The organism is Gemmatimonas sp., from assembly GCF_044376735.1.
Lineage (GTDB): Bacteria > Gemmatimonadota > Gemmatimonadetes > Gemmatimonadales > Gemmatimonadaceae > Gemmatimonas.
This window is the reverse complement of record NZ_JBILKJ010000049.1, coordinates 1-19078: the sequence shown is the minus strand read 5'-3', so window position 1 is coordinate 19078 and position 19078 is coordinate 1. Positions and strand designations below refer to the sequence as shown.

The window sequence follows — 19078 nt, the reverse complement described above, 5'->3', positions numbered from 1 at the left end:
AGGCGCGACCGATCAGGGGCAATGCCGACAGCCCAGGCAGCGCGTACGCGGCGGCGGTTGGGGTGTCGAGCGCTACGCCGCCTGAACCGTAGACCGTTCGATAGACGGTGCCGGTGAGCCCCAGCGCGAACAGCGTGATCGCCGTTCCGGTGATGATCTGGTCGGCACGTAATCCCACCGCGAACAGGGCGAACAGCGCCGCAACCAGCAGTCCGGCCACGGCCCCAGCGGCAAAGCCACCACCCACCCCGACCGCCCCTGCCGCGATCGTTGCGCTGAGCGCCCCCGCGATGATCGACCCCTCGAGGCCGATGTTGATCACGCCCGCCCGCTCGCTCACACTCTCGCCCAAGGCCGCATAGGCCAGTGGCGTCGCGGTGCGCACCGTGGCCTCCAACAGGCTCGCCCCCACTGCCAGGGCCCCCACGCCAACCGGCACGTCGAGCATCATGTGCCTGTCTCGTCCGCGCGGGACGGGCGCCAGCGGTCGGCGGCCAGCACCAGCAGAATCAGCAACGCCTCCACCACGGAGACCACGACACTCGGGACGCCCGCGTCGCGCTGCATCGCGTTCGCCCCCGCTTCGAGCGCGCCGAACAGCAGCGCCGTGGCCAGCACGCCCAGCGGATGCAGTCGTGCCAGCAAGGCCACCGCGATGGCGGTGTAGCCGTAGCCCGGTGAGAAGTTCTCATACAGCGCGTACGTGATGCCGGTGTACTCCACCGCGCCGGCCAGCCCCGCCAGCAGTCCGCTCATGAGGAATGCGCTGAACATCGTGCGCGGCACATCGATGCCGCCAGCACTGGCCGCTGCGGTGGCGTTGGCACCGACCGCGCGCAACCGGAACCCACTCGACGTGCTGCGCAGCCACCACCACACGGCCACCGCCGCGACGACGGCCACCACCACCCCGGCGTGAAGGCGCGTGCCATCGAGCAGCACCGGCATCTGCAATCCCGGGGCGAGACTGGCCGACTGCGGATTCACCCGCGTCGGTTCCTGCAGCGGGCCACGCACCAGCCACCCGGTGAGATACTGCGCCACAAAGTTCAGCATGATCGTGCTGATCACTTCCAGCACGCCGAACCGCAGTCGTAACGCGCCCGCGATCGCCGCCCATGCGCCACCGGCGGTCGCCCCCGCCATCAGCATCACGGGAATACCGATGAACCACGGCACCCCCCCCACGGCGCCGCTGATCGCCGTGGCCGCCGCCGCGCCGACCAGCAGCTGGCCCTCGGCCCCGATGTTCAGGATCCCTGCCCGGAACGCCACCGAGACCGCGAGCCCGGCCAGCGCCAGCGGCACCATACGCACGATCGTGGCCGATGTGATGGCGTAGTACGAGCCGAACGCCCCGCGCACCATCGCCGCCAACGCCGGGATGACATCGTGTCCGGTCGCGATCAGCAGCACGGCCAGCATAGCGATGGCCAGCGCCAGCAGCAGCACGACGCGCGACACGGTCGCGACGAAGGCGCGTCGTGCCGTCATGCGTCGGTTCCCGGTGCCATGCCGCCGGATCCGCTCAGCATTGCCCGCCCGAGGGCGTCGCGATGCTGTTGGCTCTCGATCACGGTGCCGTCGTGCATCGCGAACACGCGATCGGCCAACAGCAGTACTTCGTCCAGATCACTGCTGTACACGACCACCGCCATCCCGGCGTCGCGCGCCGACCGCAGGGCCTGATGCACCGCGTTCGTGGCGACGAAGTCGAGCCCGCGCGATGGGTTCTCGACCACGAGCGCGTCGCGTGCCGCCTCGAGTTCACGGGCCAGCACGAGCTTTTGCTGATTACCGCCGGAGAGGGTTCTCGCTATGGCATCGGCCCCCGAGGCGCGGACATCGAATCGCTGCAGCAAGGCGGCCGTGCGCGCGCGGAAGCCGGTCCAGTTCATGACCCCACGCCGCGCGCCCGCACCCTGCAGGGCCGTGTTCTCGAACAGCGGTGCGTCGAGCAGCAGTGCGTCGCGGTGACGATCCTCCGGCACGAACCCGACGCGCTCGGGAATGACACGGGTACCCGACGTCGGCGCCAGACGCCCGGCCAGGACGCGCAGCAGTTCGTGCTGCCCCGCACCCTCTACGGCGCCGATCCCGACGATCTCGCCGGCGCGCACCTGCAGCGTGGCCGATCGCACGCGGTTCACGCCATTCGCGTCGCGTACGGTGACGGCATCGAGCGCGAGGACCGTGCGTGGTCGAGTGCCACCGGCGCCGTGGTCCATGACGTTCGCGCTGCCGGTGACCGTCTCGGCAGTGTCGCTTCCGCTGTGCACATCAGCCGTACGCCCCGCGGCCCCGCCAAGCATCGCATCGGCCACGCGCGCCTCGTCGGTGTGGCGCGCGGGCGTGGTGAGTACGGTCCGTCCGCGATGCAGCACGGTGATGTCATCGGCCACGGCGATCGCATCGCGCAGCTTGTGTGTAATGAGGACCACCGCGTTGCCGCGCTCGGCGTATCTGCGAAGCCATCCCAGCAGCTCCGCCGCTTCCGCCGGTGCGAGCACGGCGGTGGGCTCGTCGAGAATGAGCAGGCTGACGTCGCGCGCGAGGGCCTTCACGATTTCGCAGCGCTGCTGCGCACCGACCGGCAGATCCTGCACACGGGCGTGCGGGTCGAGGGTGAGTCCGGCCCTCGCCGCGACCTCGTGTACGCGCTCCGCCGCGCGCGCGGGGTCGAACCTGCCATGTCCGCCGAGTGCGATGTTCTCGGCCACCGTCATGGTGGGCACCAGTGTAAAATGCTGATGCACCATACCGATGCCGTGGGCCAGCGCATCCGACGGCGACCGCATGGTGACTGGCGCACCGCGCCAGTGCATCACCCCCTGCTGCGCGCGCAAGAGACCGAACACCACGCGCATGAGCGTTGTCTTGCCGGCGCCGTTTTCCCCGAGCACGGCATGCACGGTACCGGCCCGCACCTGCAGCGCCGCGCCGTCGAGCGCGCGCACACGCCCGAACGTGTGTGTGATGCCGTCGAGCGAGAGAAGGAGCGCTCCCGTCGGTGCCGCGGTCACCGGTGTGTGGGGGTCACGATCCCGTGGGGAGATGCAGGAACGTCCAGGGCAGTCCGAAGCGCGATTCGAGAAAGGCACCGAGCGCCTGAACGCCAAGCGTCTCCGTGGCGTAATGGCCGGCGTACACGACGCACAGGTCGTGTTCGATCGCATCGACGGTGGTGTGATGCGGCCCCTCGCCCACGATCAGCGTATCGACGCCGCGGTCGCGCGCTTCCCGCAGCGTCTCCGACGAGGCGCCGCCGCCGGTGCAGATCGCCCAGCGATGCGTCCGTCGTCCCTGCGCCGGGATCGACGTGCGTACCGAGCCGCCGTACCGCGACACGAACGCCTGCACACGATCGACCAGGTCGTCGGTGGGTTCGTTGGCTGCGCCGGTGACCCCGATGTCCACCGTCTTGTATCGCGCAAAGCCGCCATCGGGGACGAGTCCCAGCGCCTGCGCCAACCGCACGTTGTTCCCATGCTCGGCGTGCAGATCCAAGGGCAGATGCGACGCATACACGGCCAGCCCGCTGGACAGCATCGAGCGGTACTTCTCGTACTGCACGCCGACCAGCGGTTGCACGCCGCTCCAGAACAGGCCGTGGTGTACGATCAGGAGGTCGGCCCCGGAGATCACCGCTTCCGCGATCGCGGCCCGTGACGCATCGACCGCCACCGCCACCCGATGCACGGCTCCCGGGTTCGCCACCTGGAGGCCATTCACCGCACCGGGATAGTCGGGAATGTCACCGGTGCGCAGCTCCGCGTCGAGCGCGGCCACGATGTCGCGCAGCGGGACGGACGGGAGGGTGCTGCCGTTCGCGCTCGCCGCGGCGAGAATCCGATCCGTCGCTGGCGTGGACATGGCTTACTTCGCCGCCGGTGGCAGTGGTTTCGGGTTGTCCGTGCCGTTCAGGAGATCGGCCAGTCCGGTGAAGGTTCCGGCCTTCAGCAGGATGCCCACGGAATCGACGGCCGCCATGGCGGCGGCCGGCACACGGTCACGCATGGTCGGATTCACCACGAGACGGACGACGTCGTCACTGACGCCGTGGGTGATCACGCGGCCCGTGAAGGCGCCGGCCTGCACTTCGCGGGCGAGCATCAGAAACGCCTTCGGGAGATCGATGACCACGCTGGCCACGATGACGTCGGGGGCGACGCTGTTCTGGTCGGCATTCGTGCCGAAGGCGAGGATCTTTTTCTCACGGGCCGCCTGGAACACGCCCAGGCCGGCGGCGTCGGCGTTTTGGAAAATCATGTCGACGCCCTGTGCGATCTGGGCCAGTGCCTGTTCCTTGCCGGCGCTGACGTCCTCCCAGTTCCCGAGGTACGACGTGATGACACTGACCTTGGGATTGACCGACTTGGCGCCGCGCTCGAACGCGACAAAGCTGGCCTTCACCGGCGGCAGTTCCGTGCCGGCAATGAGGCCGATCTTGTTGGACTTCGTGATCGCGCCAGCAATCATGCCGGCCTGGTACGACGCCTCTTCGAAGGCGAAGGCGAGACCGGCCACGTTAGTGGCGGTCACCCGGCCGGAGGTGATGGCGTACTTCGTGTTGGGGTAGCTGGGCGCCACGCGTGTGGCCGCTTCCTGATACTCGAAGCCGTTGCCGATCACGAGGTCGTACCCCTGCGCCCCATACTGCCGAAAGTTCTCGTCGAACTCGGCCGGCGTTTTGGTCTGGATGTGCGACGTTTCTGCGCCCAAGGAATCGCGAATGGCGAGGAGCCCTTCGTGTGCGATGCCATTCCACGACTTGTCCGAGATGGGACCCGGGGTCAGCAGGGCCACCCGCATCTTCTTGGTGCCGGTGGAATCGGCGGTGGTGCCGGCCTTCTCGCCGGCACAAGCCGCAAGCAGGCCCAGCATGGCGCCGGCGGCGATGGTTGTGAGGTGGTTCTTCAGCATAAATAGGAAATTATGGACTTTGAGGCGCTTTAGTGCGTCGCTGGTGTCTCTAAACTGACGCGTAATTACTGAAGGTAAGCTAGTCGAGGGAGACGCCGAGGAGGCCGAGGAGACGCTCGAGATCATCATTGGAGAAGAAGGCGATGCGGACCTCGCCTTTGTCCTTGGCCGTCAGCTGGATGGACACGCCCGTTTGGAGTTTCCGCCGGAGGCGCTCTTCGATCTGTCGGACGGTCGCGGCGGAGGCGCCGGCGGGTACCGCGGTTGCCGTGGCGCCCTGCTTTTGTCCGACGGCCGGCGGTTTGGTGCGGCCGGCCTGCACGCGACGCTCGACTTCGCGGACCGACAGGCCACCGTCGACGATCTCACGCGCCATGTCGACGATCGCCCGTTCGGTGGCAAGGGGGAGGATGGCGCGGGCGTGACCGGCGGTAAGCTGCTTTTCCTGCAACATCCGGCGCACGGAGGCGGGGAGTTGCCGCAGGCGGAGCGCGTTGGCGACGGTCGAGCGATCCTTGCCGACGACATCGGCGATTTCCTGATTGCTGAGCTGGAACTCGTCGGCGAGCCGCTGATAGCCGTCGGCCTCTTCGATGGGATCGAGGTCGGCGCGTTGCAGGTTCTCGATCATCGCCAAGACGAGCAGGGTCTTGTCGTCGACGGGCTTTACGAGGGCGGGGATCTCGGTCCAGCCTAACCGTGTGGCGGCGCGGAAGCGCCGCTCGCCGGCGATCAGTTCGTAGCCGGTGCCATTGGGGGCTGGGCGAACGGTGATCGGCTGAAGCAGTCCGTTGACGCGCAAGCTCGCTTCCAGGTCGGCGAGCTCTTCAGGGCGGAACTCCTGTCGGGGCTGATAGGGATTGGCACGGATCTGCGACAGCTTGAGCGTGCGCAGCGGGGAATCATCGCGCGTCGGCTCGGCCGTGGTGGTGGCACCCGCAGCGGCAGCGCCGCCGGTCGCGGCGACGGGTGGCGCGCCTTTGGGCGCATCGCGGCGCGCCAAGAGGGCATCGAGCCCGCGTCCGAGGCGGCGTGGGGGTTCAGGCGTCATGAATGCTGCGTAAGTGCTTGATGCAAAATATGTTACGCGCCTTCGCCCGACGTCGATTCGGCGGCGGTGCGTGCGATGAGCTCGTGGGCGACGGCCATGTAGGCCTGCGCGCCCACGGACGCGACGTCATACACGACAATGGGCTTGCCGAAGCTCGGGGCTTCGGCGAGACGGATGTTTCTCGGGATGACGGTGCTGAATACCTTGTCGCCGAAATGAGCGCGCGCATCCGCCGCGACTTGGCGCGAGAGATTGAGGCGCGCGTCGTACATGGTCAGGAGTACACTGTCGACCTCAAGCGCCGGGTTCAGGGAATCCTGGACACGCTGCACGGTGCCGAGCAGTTGCGAGAGTCCCTCGAGGGCGTAGTACTCGCACTGGAGCGGAATAAGAATCGCGTCGGCGGCGACAAGCATGTTGAGCGTGATGAGCCCCAGTGATGGCGGACAATCGATCAAGATGAAGTCGTAGCGATCACGGATGGGGGCGAGCGCGTCGCGCATCCGGGTCCCGCGGTCTTCCGCGTCCACGAGTTCGACCTCGGCCCCCGACAGTTCCGGTGTGGTCGGGAGGACATCGAGGTGGCTGAACTGCACGTTGCGGATGAGCGCCTGATCGATGGAGGCTCCGCCGATGAGGACGTCGTAGCAGTCGACCGTGAAGTCTTCGCGCGCGATACCGCAGCCGCTGGTGGCGTTTCCCTGGGGGTCGGCATCGATCAGCAGCGTACGCTGTTCGGCGACCGCGAGCGAGGCGGCGAGGTTCACAGCGGTGGTGGTCTTACCGACGCCACCTTTCTGATTGGCGATAGCGAGGATGCGTGCCAAGAGTTGTCTGCGATGGGGTGAGGTAGGGACGGGTAGTATAGGCTCCTCGCGGGCCCGAGACTATCGTGGGAGCAGACCAATCCGGCGCTTTTGGGGCGGAATTCGCCGGTATTCTCGGTGGTCGCGCCGTTTTCCCCCTCTCCGCTGTTTCACGTGGAACGCCAGATGGCGTTTACCGTGGTACGCGGCGTTCAGAGGACAGAGATCACGCCGTTTCACGTGGAACAGTTACCAAGACAACGGGGAGGCCTGATCGTCAGGCCTCCCCGTTTCCCTGCACCCAACCGGCTGTCCGTTGGTGGTGCGCTATTTCGTGAACCGCCAGCGCGTCGTCACGCTCACGGCGATCGTTGCCATCCCTTCGCTCACCGGCGTCGGTGCCGCCGCGTCTGCCATTTCCATCTTCGCCATGGCCATCACGGCCCGCGGCTGCTGCCGCTCGTACTCGTTGATCGTGAGCTCAAGGAGCTCGGCGATCTGTCCGCCAGCCGCCTTGGCCGCTACCTCCGCCTGCCGACGGGCACTCTCGACCGCTTGGGTCAACGCCGCCTCTTGCGCCTTCGCCCGGTCCTTCACCAGAAAGTCGAGTCCGGCCACCCGATTGCCACCGTTGGTGAGCGCCGCATCGATGATCGGACCCGCCTGTTCGATCTTATCGGTCACCACCTGCACAATGTTGCTCACCTGGTAGCCGTCAATCTGCACGCGCTGGGTCTTCGCATCGTACCGCTGGATCGGCATGACGCTGTAGTTCAGCGTCTGGATCTGCGACGCCGCAATCCCCAGCGCGCGGATCGCGGCCAGGATCGCGGTCTGCTTGCGGTTGTTCTCCTGCGCAGCCAGCGCTGCGGTCTTGGCTTGGGTCTCCATGCCGACCTGCACCTGCGCACGGTCAGGCGCGACCTGCACCTCCCCACGCCCACTCACCACGATCTGTGGCGGCTGCGGCATCGACTGCTGGGCCGACGCCGACGTTGCCATCGCCGGGGCGGCGAGCGCGCCAAGGACGAACGCCGCAGCCGTTAGTGGCCGAACAGCCCGGTTGGACAAGCGATTGTTCATGCTGACTCTCCTCTTCTATAAAGAAGGCGTGTGGTGGTGAACCGCGTATACCCTGTGCCGCGATTTTCGGTCACATTCGGCACAGTTTGATGGCGAACTGTGCGAAATGTGTGGTAAAGCGTGATCAAAAACTATGCCACTATAAAGCCATTTTCGCGCCGTCATCACGACAAATATCAACATCGTGCATCTACATCCGATCTACGAACAAGCGGCAAGACCGCGGACAGCTGACCTCCCGTTTCGGAGACGAACAGATCCACCAAACTTGCACACCGCCCGCACTGTCCTTCGCGATCCTTCGCGATCCTTCGCGGCTCTTCGCGCTCTTCGCGTGAACCAGCTGGCCGTCCGACGGCGCCGAAAAGTCCGAAAGCACCGCGGTTCACGCGAAGTTCGCGAAGGGTCGCGAAGAACCGCGAAGAATTGTGAATGAGCTTCGCGCTCGTCGCGTGATCCGCGGTGCTCGCGGATACCGACGACGTCGCTAGCACGCGCGCCGATCCTATTCGCCAACCGGCGTCCGCCGGATCTCCATCAGCAGATTCTGCAGATCCGCTGGGCTGATACCCGGGATCTGGCCCGCCTGGGCCAGGGTGGCCGGCCGGATGCGCGTGAGCTTCTGGCGCGCTTCGATCGAAAGCGTGAGCATCGCCTCGTAGTTCAGCGACGCATGCAGCGACACCGATCCCTGTGCCTTCAGCCGATTGGCGCGATTGCGCTCCTTCTCGAAGTAGCGCTCGTACTTGATCTCCAGCTCGGCGCCGACGACCGCGTCCACGGCGAGATCGTCGCCCACCCCCGCTGCCGCGAACAGCAGCTGCAGCGATACGTCCTGACGTCGCGTGAGTTCGATCGCTCGCACCGCGTGCTGCAACGGTGCCGAACCCACCGCCAGCAGCAGCGGGTCGGCCACCGCAGGCGTCATGCTCGTACGCTCCGCCAGCGCGTATGCCTCGCGCACTGCCCCGAGGCGCACCGCCATCTGTGCCTGCTCGGCCGGAGCCAGCAACCCCAGGCCGTCGGCGATCTCCCCCAGACGGGCGAGCGCGTTGTCCTGCCGGACCGTGAGACGGAACTCGCTGCGCGACGTGAACAAGCGGTACGGTTCATCGACCCCGCGCGTGACCAGATCGTCGATCAGCACTCCGATGTAACTCGTCTCGCGGCCGAGGATGACTGGATCGCGTTCCTGGACCCACCGGGCCGCATTGAGGCCGGCGATCACACCCTGTCCGGCGGCTTCCTCGTAGCCCGTCGTGCCGTTCACCTGCCCGGCGAAATACAGACCGCGCACCGCGCGTGACGCGAGCGTCGATGAGAGCTGCGTGGGCGGATAGTAGTCGTACTCGATGGCGTAACCGGCGCGCGTCATGCGCACCGCTTCCAGACCGCGCACACTGCGCAGGACGGCGAGCTGCACCGGTGCCGGCAGTGACGTCGACAAGCCGTTCACGTACAACTCGCTCGTGTCGTGCCCTTCCGGCTCGAGGAAGAGTTGATGCTGCGCCTTGTCGGGAAACTTCACCACCTTGTCTTCCACGCTCGGGCAATAGCGCGGACCACGCGAGGCAATCGCGCCCCCGTACATCGCCGATTCGGCGAGATGATCGGCGATGAGCGACGTGCCCGACTCGTCGAGCATCGTGAGCCAGCAGGGCATCTGTTCCGGATGACGCGTGCGTCGAGCGCCGTTCACCACGTGCGCGCGCGGTGTGGTCCAGAAATGGGACCATGAATAGTCGAACGCGTCGATCTCGCTGTGCTGCCATTCGAGATCGTCGGTGCGCACACTGCGTCCATCGATGCGCGGTGGCGTGCCGGTCTTGAAGCGCTCCGTGGTGAGGCCGAGCGCGTCGAGTTGCTCGCCGAGCCGCACTGATGGCGCTTCGCCGGCGCGGCCGCCCTGAATCTGCGTGCCGGTGCCGATGTGCATCTTGCCGCGCCCGAAGGTCCCGGTGGTGAGCACGACGGCGCGGGCACCGAAGCGACGCCCTTCCATCGTTTCCACGCCTGACACCCGCTCGCCGCTCGCGTCGAACAACAGTCGGGCCACCATCCCCTGTATGGTGACCAGATTCGGCTGGGCTTCGAGCAACTGTCGTACCGCGCGTCGATAGAGGCCGCGATCGCACTGGGCGCGCGGGGCCCACACCGCCGGCCCTTTGCCGCGGTTGAGCATGCGGAACTGCACCGACGCCAGATCGGTGGCGCGCGCCATGATGCCGCCCAGGGCATCCACCTCGCGCACCACCGTGCCTTTGGCGATCCCGCCGATGGCCGGGTTGCACGAGAGCTGTCCGATCTGCTCGAGTGCGCCGGTGATCAGCGCCACGGAGGCGCCCGACCGGGCCGCGGCCACGGCGGCTTCGGTGCCCGCGTGCCCGGCGCCGATGACCACCACGTCGAATGACGCCTCGTGTGCAGCGTTGGCGGCGGAGTGGAGGCCGGCGGACGTCGCGGTCGGATGCATGGTTGCGGGTACGTGCATGACGCTCAAACTAGATGCGGCAGCAAGCCGGTTCCGAGGGCAGCGCGGCCGTCGATTCCCTCACGGTGGGTTCCGCTGCTATATCCCTCACACGTTGCACCGTTCTCACCCGCCGACCACGACCACCGATGCCGCTGCTCCTCCCGCCCACCGCGCCCACGCTGCTGATTCGGAAGTCCGCGTTCGAACGCGTCGAGATGACCCGGGCGCAGGTTGATGAAGCGCTGGGGCTGACCCCCGACGAGTTCCGGATTGAAGGGTCGCTGATCGCCATTGGGCCGCTGGTGGGCGAGGACACACTCAGTGACCTGATCGAGCGCCTCGAAGAGGCCGGCCTCGTGTATTACGACGACTTCTTCGAATTGAGCGGCAACTGGCCTGACTGGCTCCGGCTTTTCGCCATGGACGCGTCGGTCTGATTCACCAGTCTCCGGTGTCGCTCGGCCGATAGCCACACGTCGCTGCGCCGGAGCACCCCCTCCCAGCCGCAGCCGATGCACCAGCTGCGGCGGAAGCGCTCACCCAGCACGCGCCACCAACCCACGCGTTCGACGGCCAGCGTTTCGCTGTCGCACATCGGGCAGACGTCCCCGTCGGGGATCATCATGACGAACGCCTTGGTGGCAAGCCAGATCAGCGCGAAGCGGATCGTCACGAAGAAGACGATGAATATGGCCGCGTCGGTCCAGCTCCAGCGTCCCGGCATCAGGCGTCCACGGCACGAGCGAACCGCTGCATCCGCGCGCCGAGAAACTCGGCGGCCCGCCACTCCCCATAGTACCATGGATTCCACGGGCGCAGGCCGGCCGTGAACCCCACGTGTCCGCCCCGGGCTGGGAATTCGAGTTCCACCTGATCATTCCCGTGGAGCGTCTGCCGCACCTGCTCCAGCACGTCGGATGGCAGGAACGGGTCGTCGATGGCGCTCAGCAGGAGGGTCGGGAGCTGAATGCGCGCCAGATAGGGCAGCGAACTGGCCCGGGCGTAGTAGTCGGCCGCATCACGAAACCCGTGGAGCGGCGCCGTGAACGCGTCATCGAACTCCCACAGGGTGCGGGCCTGTTGCACGCGGCGCAGTGGTGCCAGCGGCGGATGCCGGTCGATCTTGGCCAGCGCCTTCGGGATCAGCGATCGGAGAAAAAACTTCTCGTAGATCGCGCCGAAGCCCCGTCCGATGTGCCGGGAGGCCCGCGCCAGGTCGAAGGGCACCGACACCGCGACCGCGCCGATGACTTGGTCGGGAAGCCGGTCGCCGCACTCGCCCAGCAGCTTGCACAGCACATTGCCGCCCAACGAGACACCCATCAGCCCGAGCGGCGCATCGGGGAATTGGCGGGTAATCTGCTCGACGACCCAGAGCGGGTCGGTGGTCTCGCCGGAGTGGTAGCTGCGAGGCAGTCGATTCGGCTCGGTGCCACACGTCCGGAACAGGAGGAGATCGGCCGCCCACCCGCGCCGGCTCGCCTCGCGGAACATCGCCCGGGCGTAGTGGGAGTGCAGCCCCCCCTCGAGCCCGTGGAAGAGCAGGAGGCGGGGAGCGGCCGGGTCGCTCACCCGCTCCAGCCGGGCCACCTCGAGAAAGTCGCCATCGGGGGTGTCCCACCGTTCCACACGGACCGCCTGGGCGGGTTCGCGGCGGCCGATCCGCCCCCACAGCGTGGCGGTGTGCGGATCGGGAAGCCACCAAGCTGGCCGATAGGGGCGCGATGTCGCGGACATGGAGACAATATGTACCATGTTCGGAACGCTGCCTTCCCCTCTGACCCTCCCACGTGATCTCGCGTCTCCTCCGGAACCTGACTTTTCAGGTACTCGTCGCGGTCTCGCTCGGCATTCTGCTCGGCGTCATCGCCCCCGATACGGCCAAGTCCCTCAAGCCCATCGGCGACACGTTCATCAACCTCGTGAAGATGGTGATCACGCCGATCATCTTCCTCACGATTGTGCACGGCATCGCGAGCATGGCAGACTTGCGCAAGCTCGGGCGCGTGGGCGGCAAGGCGCTGCTGTACTTCGAGCTGGTGTCCACGCTGGCGCTGGTGATCGGCTTGGTCATTGTGAACGTGACGAAGCCCGGTGTCGGCCTCGACATTTCGACGATGCAGCTGGGCGATGTGAGCAAGTACACGGCGGCCGGGGCCCAGCAGAGCACGCTCGAGTTCATGCTGCACATCGTGCCCAGCAACATCGTCGCGGCCTTTGCCAGCGGTGAACTGTTGCCGGTCGTGTTCTTCTCGGTGCTCTTCGGCATCGCGCTCACGGCGGTCGGTGATGCCGGACGCGACATTGCCGATCTGCTCGTGCGCTTCCAGGCCGTGTTCTTCAAGATCGTGTCGATGGTGATGGTGCTGGCGCCGGTCGGTGCTTTCGGCGCGATGGCCTACACGGTGGGCGCCTTCGGACTCAAGACGCTCGTACCGCTCGCGCGTCTGATGCTCGACGTCTACCTCACCATGGCGGTGTTCGTGTTCGTCGTGCTTGGCCTGATCTGCCGTGCATATGGCTTCCGCATCTGGAAGTTCATGCGCTTCATCAAAGAAGAGATCCTGCTGGTGCTGGGTACGTCCAGCTCCGAGCCCGCGCTGCCGCGTATGCTGATCAAGCTCGAACAATACGGCTGTGCGAAGCCGGTGGTTGGGCTGGTGATTCCCACTGGTTACTCGTTCAACCTCGACGGCACGAGCATCTACTTGTCGATGGCGACGATCTTCATCGCCCAGGTATACAAGGTGGATCTCAGTATCACGCAGCAGCTCACGCTCCTCGGCATTCTCATGCTCACGAGTAAGGGCGCGGCCGGTGTCACCGGCTCGGGGTTCATCGTGTTGGCCAGCACCCTCGCCGCCACGCGCACGGTGCCGGTGGAAGGTGTGGCGCTGCTGCTGGGCGTGGACCGCTTCATGTCGGAAGCGCGGGCAATCACGAACCTCATCGGCAACGGCGTGGCCACGCTGGTGGTGTCGCGCAGCGAAAACGCCTTCGATGATGCGAAGCGGGAGATCGCGGAAGCCAGTTTGTGAGTTCGATGGACACGGTGGTCCAGATCTTCGGCACGAAGAAGAGTGCCGACACCCGCAAAGCGCAGCGCTTCTTTCAGGAGCGCCGCATCAAGGTCCATTTCTGTGATCTTGCCGAGCGGCCGGCATCCGTGGGCGAACTTAAGCGGTTCACGCAGAAGTTCGGCGTGGACGCGATCATCGATCGAACGTCGAAACGCTTTCTGGATCTTGGACTGCGTCAGGCGCTGTATGGCGAGGAGCGGTGGCTCAGCATTCTCGCCGATGAACCGATGATCCTGAAGCAGCCCCTGATTCGGCTGCAGAACAAGATCTGCGTGGGCGTAGACGAAAAGTTGTGGAAGGAGTGGCTGGCGTAGTTCGCGGTGCTAGCCGACGCGATGGACGGCGTACCACAAGGCGGGGAGGGCGGCCGTCCACGCCAGCAGAAAGCGATTGAGCCCGAAGAGGGCGGCCGTGGTCGCATGAAAGGCCACGGCCACGGCCATCAGCACGAGGCATGCAAGCGGATCGAGCCATGCCAGTGGGGCGAGGCACTCGAAACCGATGACGCCCACGGATGCGACACGGAGTAGCCGTTGGTGCTCCGGCTTTCGACGTGGCACCCACGCCGGTACGCCATACGCCGGAAGGGCGAGGAACCCGGCGAGCGCCCGCCCGCTCCACCAGCTGCGCTCCTTCGCCTTGACCAGTCCGGCGCGCACGTACGACAACGTCAGCTGCATCGCGATGTACAGCACGCCTCCCTCGTGGACGACCCCCGGTACGTGCGGGAGCTGCGCCACGGTGAGCCCCGCGAGTACCGTAAAGAGCATGGCATCGCTGCCGCCATTGACGTTGCCGCGAAAGCGCACCGCCGACAGATACGCGGTGAACGCCAACCCGGCGGCGGCGAGACAGCCGGTTGTCGTGCCAGGCACGGCCGCCATGGCGGCGGCGAGCATGAGTTGCGACAGCAGGACGGCGCGGAATGCGCGCGCGCCGAGTAGTCGTCGCCAGACGCCCCACGAGGCAGCGAGCAGTGGGGCCCGCCAGATACCGCGGTCGGACAGCGCGCGGTGCATGGCCAGCAGCTCGAGCGCATTGATCGCCGCCGCCACGGCGGCGGCACGGCACATCCACACCACCGTCGTGGCCAACAGCGCGGAGAGGTTGTTCACACCGTCTCACGACGCTGCGGCAACGCCCAGCGATCGCTCTCGTACACGACGTGCATGAGGCCATCGTCCTCGTCGGTCACGATGATCCGAAGCTGCCACCCAGTGCATCCAGCCCACGCGGCCACCGCGTCGTCGGCTATCGATCGCTCGGCCACGGCTCTCACCAGCACGAGCGATTCGCGGTACGCAGGCGCCTGCTCACCGAGCTCGACCAACTCGGTGTAGCAGCGTTCGACCAGCGTCTGTACGGCCAGTGTCTCCGTCCCCTTGGGGTTGAACAGTACGTGCCACCAGCGGCGCCGTGGCGGACGGACCACGTTGCGCCAACCCGCTGCAGCCTCGCGGCTGGGGAGCAGCCTGATCTGTAGGGTGGGCGGCAGTCCGGTCACGTCGAAGAATTCCCACGACGGGAACAGCTGACGCAGCAGCGTCGAGGAGGGCGTCATCACCACGACAATGTATGCCGCGTGCAGCCCGCGGTCTTTCGATTGACCGGGGGTTCCCCGACAGCCTGTGAGGCGGTGACTGACAGCTGCGTCGAGGCAGCGACCCCAATGTTTGCATCCAGCCTCACCTTCTCGACTGTTTCAACGGGGGTACATGATGCCGAACCCAACGCCGCATGAGTTCGATACGAACTCCTCGCCGTCCCGCTCTGTCCCCCCATTCATGTCGCGTACCGTGTTCGACAACGGCGTCGAGGCGGAGATCACTCCCTTCGCCGATCGGCCGTACGTGCCGCGTGACGATCGTGAGCTGCTGACGGCATCGACCAACGCCTTGCGCGATGCGGCGAACGTGCCGAAGGGCCGCGTGCTCGTGCGCGTGAACGATGGAATCGTCGTGCTCGAGGGACGGACCTCGTTCTACTTCGAGCGAGCGGCGGCCGAATGCGCGGTGCGATTCCTTCCCGGCGTACGTGCGGTGGACAATCGCATCGTGGTGGAGCCGCCGGCACTGGCGAACGACGTGCGCCGGTGCATCGCCGATGCGCTGCGGCGCACCGCCGTTCCCGAGCTCCCGCAGCTCTCGGTGCAAGCCGTGGGTGGGACGGTGATCCTGCAGGGCATTGTACATGCGCATGCCGAACGCGCAGCGGCGGTCCGCGCCGCCTGGACGGTGACGGGTGTCCGCTCCGTCATCGACAACCTGATCGTCAGCGCGTAGCACCACGTCACGATGGGCCTGTTTTCTTACGCCATTCCGGAGTCGACCATGCCGACCCAACCGCCGACCATCCATACGGCGACCGACGTTCTGAGCACCTTTGCACCAACGATTGCCCCCGTGGGCCCCATCCTCGTTGCCACCGATACGTCGCCCGCCTCCGATGCCGCGTTTCCCATGGCGCGGCTCCTCGCCGCCTCGCTGCAGGCGCCGGTTGACGTGGTGAGTGGGCTGTCGCCGACCACCATGCCGATGTACGCGTTCGACACGGTGCCGTACCCGATGCTGGCGGAGCCATACGTCGTGGAAGGGCGTCAGTCGATGATCGAGCGGCAGATGGCGCGTACCGTGCCGTCCGCCACCCCGTGGCCGGTGCGGGTGCGCGTCGGTGAGCCGCTGCACGAAATCATCGACGAGGCGCGCAACATCGACGCCCGCGTGATCGTCGTGGGCCGTGGGCGCCACAGCGGCATCAGCCGAACGCTCGGCGGTGAGTCGGTGCTCCGGCTGCTCCAGCTTGGTGACACCCCAGTGCTGGCGGTGGAGCCCGGCGTGGAGGCGTTGCCGAAGAACGTGGTGATTGCTACCGACTTCAGTGCGTTCAGTCTCTACGCCGCACAGGTGGCGATCGGCATGATCGCACCCGGTGCCACGGTCCGGCTCGTGCATGTGGAACCGGCGGTTAGCGACGCCGATGCGACGCTAGCGGCATACGCCGTCGGGTATGCGAAGGAAGCGGAGAAGGGGTTCGCCCTGTTGAAGGAACATCTGCAACCGCACGGGTTCACGCTGGAGACGGTAACGCTGCAGGGCAATCCGTCGGATCGCCTCATCGAGTATCTCGATGTGATCGACGCCGACCTCGTGGTGACGGCAACGCACGGCTATGGCTTCCTGCGCCGCATGATACTTGGCAGTGTGACCACAGAGCTGGTGCGTTCGGCGCCGTGCTCGGTGTTGTGCGTTCCGGGACGTGCGCGGACCATTGCGGCGGCTCGCGCCAATGCGACCGCTACGCAGCAGACTCGCAGTTACGGGCTCGACGGACTGGATGCCGAGCTCCATGCGTTCACGACCCGCAATGTCGGACGGTTATGCCGGATCGAAACGGATCGTTCTGATCTCGGGGCCCAGTCGCTGGGACATGACCTGCCGCTGGTCGGTGCCACCTACGACAAGCACGATCGCAGCATCACGCTGATGTTCGGTGCGTCGATCCTGATCGGTGAGCACCTCAGTCATCGCATGCAGCGCTGCCAATCGGTGCACACCATTACCAGTGCCGAGGGTCGGGATCAGGTGATGCGCGTTGTGCACGAGGGTGGCCAGACGCTGCTGCTGCTCACCTGAGCGGCTCACCCTCTACTACTTCCAAGCCTTGACGATCGCTTCGCCGATCCGGCCGATGACGGCGTTGCCTTCGGCATCCACCCAGTAGCGCGTGTCGGTGTTCTCCTTGGTCAACACGCAGGCCACGACGCGCGCCGGCAGGGAGAAGACGCCACAGTCGGTGCGTGCGGCGTCGACGTCGCCACTTTTGTGGGCAAGGCGCGTGCCGTAGGTGAAGCGGGCCAGCTTCGAGTTGTCCTCGTTGTTCGCCAGAATGCCCAGCATGGTGGAGTCAGCGGTGGGGCTCACCGCCTTGCCCTGCGCCAGCAGGACGAACAGCTGCGCCATTTCATTGGGCGTCGTCACGCCCAGGCCGTACTTGGCCGAGCTGTCGGGGGCCACGCTGGCAATGCGGGTCATTGATCCGCTATGCACTTTGGTGTGCGTCAGCCCGAGCGCCTCCATTTTCTGCCACACCCGCCGGATCTTGATGCGGTCGAGGACCAGATTGGTGGCCGTGTTGTCGCTGAGGGTGCTCATGAGATAGGCCACGTCCCACAGTCGCAACGTGAGCGGGGTACGCAGATACTGCAGCTGTCCGGCGCCGCCGACCTTGTCGATCTCGGTCAGGACGATCGGATCGTCGAGGGTGAGTTGCTTCTGCTCTGCCAGATCGAACAGCGTGACGAGAATCGGCACCTTGATCAGCGAGGCGGTGGAGAAGGTCTCGTTGCCCCGCTGTTCGAGATGCTCACCGGTTTCGAGGTTCGTGATGCTGTAGCCGACCACACCATGATGCGCTGCCGAAAGACTGTCGAGCGTGCGGCGGAGCACGACTGATTTCGCCCCTTGCGCGCCGACGTCGCGACCGGCGGCGATGAGGGACAGCGAGCACACCATGGCAACGGCACGGTATACGCGGCGGCTGGGACGAGCGGGCATGGGAGGGGATCCGTAAGGGCTTGGGGGAGGGCGGATACCCAAATATGCGCGCCGTGTGGGTGGGGTGCCGGGCGACGGTGCCGCGAGGACCACTGACTCCGCTAACTTCGGAAAGCGGAGGCGCCGATGGAGATCTACAAGCAATTCACTTTTGAAGCCGCGCACCGGTTGCCGAATGTGCCACCGGGGCACCAGTGCGCGCGGCTGCATGGGCACTCGTTCCAGGTGACCGTCCACGTTCGGGGGCCGCTCTCGGCCCACGAGGGATGGGTCATGGATTTCGCTGATCTGAAGGCCTCGGTGAAGCCGATCATCGACGAGCTCGATCACTACTACCTGAACGACATCGCCGGTCTCGAGAATCCGACCAGCGAAGTGATCGCGCGGTGGATCTGGCGTCGACTCGTGCCCACGCTGGCGGGTCTCAGTCAGATCGTCGTGCGGGAAACGTGTACCTCGGGGTGCGTGTACCGCGGCGAGGACGAGTAACGCGCGAGGCGACCGTTGGCTCGTTCCGCATCCGCGCTTGCAACAGCAACTCCACAGCAACAGCAACAGCCAGAACACGGAGACCGCGGATTTCACGGTAACAACACGGATAAGATGAAAAGCGCTTCTCGCTTATCTGTGTTGTTTCCGTCGCATCCGTGGTCTCCGTGTTCTGGCTGTTGCTGTTCGAGTTGCTGTTCAGCGGTTACCCCACCCCTGCAGGATCTCGTGGAGATCGAGATCGGGGGCCAGGAAGCAGCAGTGGCCATGGCCGCGGAGGACGCGCATGGCGGCGTTGGGGACGCGCGCCGACATGTAGGTGGCCTGTTCGACGGAGGGAATCAGGTGGTCCTCGTCGGCGGCGAGGAAGAGCGTGGGTACGTGGATGTCTTTGAGTCGTCGACGCAGGTCGTAGTGCGTGAGAATCCGCAGCCGGTTGATGTAGCCGCGTCGCGTGGTGGCTCGCGTGAGCAGGAGAAAGCGGGCGATCTCATCGCGGTGTGTGTGCGACGAGTGCAGGCGTGACGCCGTGAGGCGCCGAGCGATCCGCATGGTCCCCCAGGGAACGATGCGCGCCGCGGCAATGGCCGCGTAGAGCTTGATCCTTGGTGTAATGCGCG

The 19078-nt window shown here is 66.1% G+C and carries 20 protein-coding genes and 1 pseudogene; 6 read left to right on the top strand and 15 right to left on the bottom strand.

The genetic code is table 11. The features are described 5' to 3' along the window. From ACIRA7_RS09120 to mnmG, 9 genes and pseudogenes are all read right to left on the bottom strand, one after another. A pseudogene (locus ACIRA7_RS09120) lies at positions 1–451 on the bottom strand (ABC transporter permease); the annotation flags it as partial. Continuing rightward, a complete protein-coding gene (locus ACIRA7_RS09115; protein WP_396220525.1) occupies positions 448–1494 on the bottom strand; it encodes an ABC transporter permease in 1047 nt (348 codons plus the stop codon). The pseudogene ACIRA7_RS09120 and the gene ACIRA7_RS09115, both read right to left, overlap by 4 nt. Then, positions 1491–3023, bottom strand: coding sequence for an ABC transporter ATP-binding protein (locus ACIRA7_RS09110; RefSeq protein ID WP_396220524.1), 1533 nt, complete (start codon positions 3021–3023; stop codon positions 1491–1493). Before ACIRA7_RS09110 ends, ACIRA7_RS09115 begins: the two co-directional genes overlap by 4 nt. 13 nt (positions 3024–3036) lie before the next feature. After that, the gene (locus ACIRA7_RS09105; RefSeq protein ID WP_396220523.1) at positions 3037–3873 is read right to left on the bottom strand and encodes a Nif3-like dinuclear metal center hexameric protein; all 837 of its coding nucleotides are present in this window, start codon (positions 3871–3873) and stop codon (positions 3037–3039) included. Positions 3874–3876: 3 nt separating this feature from the next. Beyond that, entirely contained in the window at positions 3877–4923 is a 1047-nt protein-coding gene (locus tag ACIRA7_RS09100; protein ID WP_396220522.1) for a BMP family protein, read from the bottom strand. Between the two features lie 79 nt (positions 4924–5002). Then, positions 5003–5974: a ParB/RepB/Spo0J family partition protein gene (locus tag ACIRA7_RS09095; RefSeq protein ID WP_396220521.1), complete on the bottom strand. Its 972-nt coding sequence runs from the start codon at positions 5972–5974 to the stop codon at positions 5003–5005. Positions 5975–6006: 32 nt separating this feature from the next. Beyond that, the gene (locus ACIRA7_RS09090) at positions 6007–6801 is read right to left on the bottom strand and encodes a ParA family protein (RefSeq protein WP_396220520.1); all 795 of its coding nucleotides are present in this window, start codon (positions 6799–6801) and stop codon (positions 6007–6009) included. 306 nt (positions 6802–7107) lie between these two features. Continuing rightward, complete coding sequence (locus tag ACIRA7_RS09085; RefSeq protein ID WP_396220519.1) at positions 7108–7863, bottom strand: SIMPL domain-containing protein; 756 nt, start codon at positions 7861–7863, stop codon at positions 7108–7110. Between the two features lie 505 nt (positions 7864–8368). Next, complete coding sequence (gene mnmG, locus ACIRA7_RS09080) at positions 8369–10336, bottom strand: tRNA uridine-5-carboxymethylaminomethyl(34) synthesis enzyme MnmG (RefSeq protein ID WP_396220527.1); 1968 nt, start codon at positions 10334–10336, stop codon at positions 8369–8371. Between the two features lie 146 nt (positions 10337–10482). Here mnmG and ACIRA7_RS09075 point away from each other — a divergent pair, with 146 nt between their 5' ends. After that, positions 10483–10773: a hypothetical protein gene (locus tag ACIRA7_RS09075; protein ID WP_396220518.1), complete on the top strand. Its 291-nt coding sequence runs from the start codon at positions 10483–10485 to the stop codon at positions 10771–10773. Here the strand turns inward: ACIRA7_RS09075 and ACIRA7_RS09070 are convergent. After that, entirely contained in the window at positions 10698–11060 is a 363-nt protein-coding gene (locus ACIRA7_RS09070) for a hypothetical protein (protein ID WP_396220517.1), read from the bottom strand. The two genes, ACIRA7_RS09075 and ACIRA7_RS09070, sit on opposite strands and share 76 nt — an antisense overlap. Next, positions 11060–12073, bottom strand: a complete 1014-nt coding sequence (locus ACIRA7_RS09065) for a YheT family hydrolase (protein ID WP_396220516.1) — start codon at positions 12071–12073, stop codon at positions 11060–11062. Before ACIRA7_RS09065 ends, ACIRA7_RS09070 begins: the two co-directional genes overlap by 1 nt. A gap of 56 nt (positions 12074–12129) precedes the next feature. On the opposite strand from ACIRA7_RS09065, the gene ACIRA7_RS09060 reads away from it, so the two are divergent. Together ACIRA7_RS09060 and ACIRA7_RS09055 are read left to right on the top strand one after the other, a co-directional pair. After that, on the top strand, positions 12130–13374 hold the full coding sequence (locus ACIRA7_RS09060) for a dicarboxylate/amino acid:cation symporter (protein WP_396220526.1): 1245 nt from the start codon (positions 12130–12132) through the stop codon (positions 13372–13374). A 5-nt stretch (positions 13375–13379) separates the two neighbouring features. After that, complete coding sequence (locus tag ACIRA7_RS09055) at positions 13380–13730, top strand: arsenate reductase family protein (RefSeq protein ID WP_396220515.1); 351 nt, start codon at positions 13380–13382, stop codon at positions 13728–13730. 9 nt (positions 13731–13739) lie between these two features. Here the strand turns inward: ACIRA7_RS09055 and ACIRA7_RS09050 are convergent, their stop codons facing one another. Together ACIRA7_RS09050 and ACIRA7_RS09045 are read right to left on the bottom strand one after the other, a co-directional pair. Continuing rightward, positions 13740–14531 (bottom strand): hypothetical protein, encoded by a 792-nt coding sequence (locus ACIRA7_RS09050; RefSeq protein ID WP_396220514.1) that lies wholly within the window; start codon positions 14529–14531, stop codon positions 13740–13742. Continuing rightward, positions 14528–14977 (bottom strand): hypothetical protein, encoded by a 450-nt coding sequence (locus ACIRA7_RS09045; protein ID WP_396220513.1) that lies wholly within the window; start codon positions 14975–14977, stop codon positions 14528–14530. Before ACIRA7_RS09045 ends, ACIRA7_RS09050 begins: the two co-directional genes overlap by 4 nt. Positions 14978–15200: 223 nt before the next feature. Between ACIRA7_RS09045 and ACIRA7_RS09040 the strand changes: the two genes are divergently transcribed. Next, complete coding sequence (locus ACIRA7_RS09040) at positions 15201–15698, top strand: BON domain-containing protein (protein ID WP_396220512.1); 498 nt, start codon at positions 15201–15203, stop codon at positions 15696–15698. A gap of 48 nt (positions 15699–15746) precedes the next feature. Continuing rightward, positions 15747–17048: a universal stress protein gene (locus tag ACIRA7_RS09035; protein WP_396220511.1), complete on the top strand. Its 1302-nt coding sequence runs from the start codon at positions 15747–15749 to the stop codon at positions 17046–17048. 15 nt (positions 17049–17063) lie between these two features. Here the strand turns inward: ACIRA7_RS09035 and ACIRA7_RS09030 are convergent, their stop codons facing one another. Further along, entirely contained in the window at positions 17064–17969 is a 906-nt protein-coding gene (locus ACIRA7_RS09030; protein ID WP_396220510.1) for a serine hydrolase, read from the bottom strand. A 126-nt stretch (positions 17970–18095) separates the two neighbouring features. On the opposite strand from ACIRA7_RS09030, the gene queD reads away from it, so the two are divergent. Continuing rightward, positions 18096–18458 (top strand): 6-carboxytetrahydropterin synthase QueD, encoded by a 363-nt coding sequence (gene queD / locus ACIRA7_RS09025; protein WP_396220509.1) that lies wholly within the window; start codon positions 18096–18098, stop codon positions 18456–18458. A 198-nt stretch (positions 18459–18656) separates the two neighbouring features. Here the strand turns inward: queD and ACIRA7_RS09020 are convergent. Further along, positions 18657–19078, bottom strand: a 422-nt coding sequence (locus tag ACIRA7_RS09020) for an alpha/beta fold hydrolase (RefSeq protein WP_396220508.1), incomplete at its 5' end; no start/stop codon positions are given.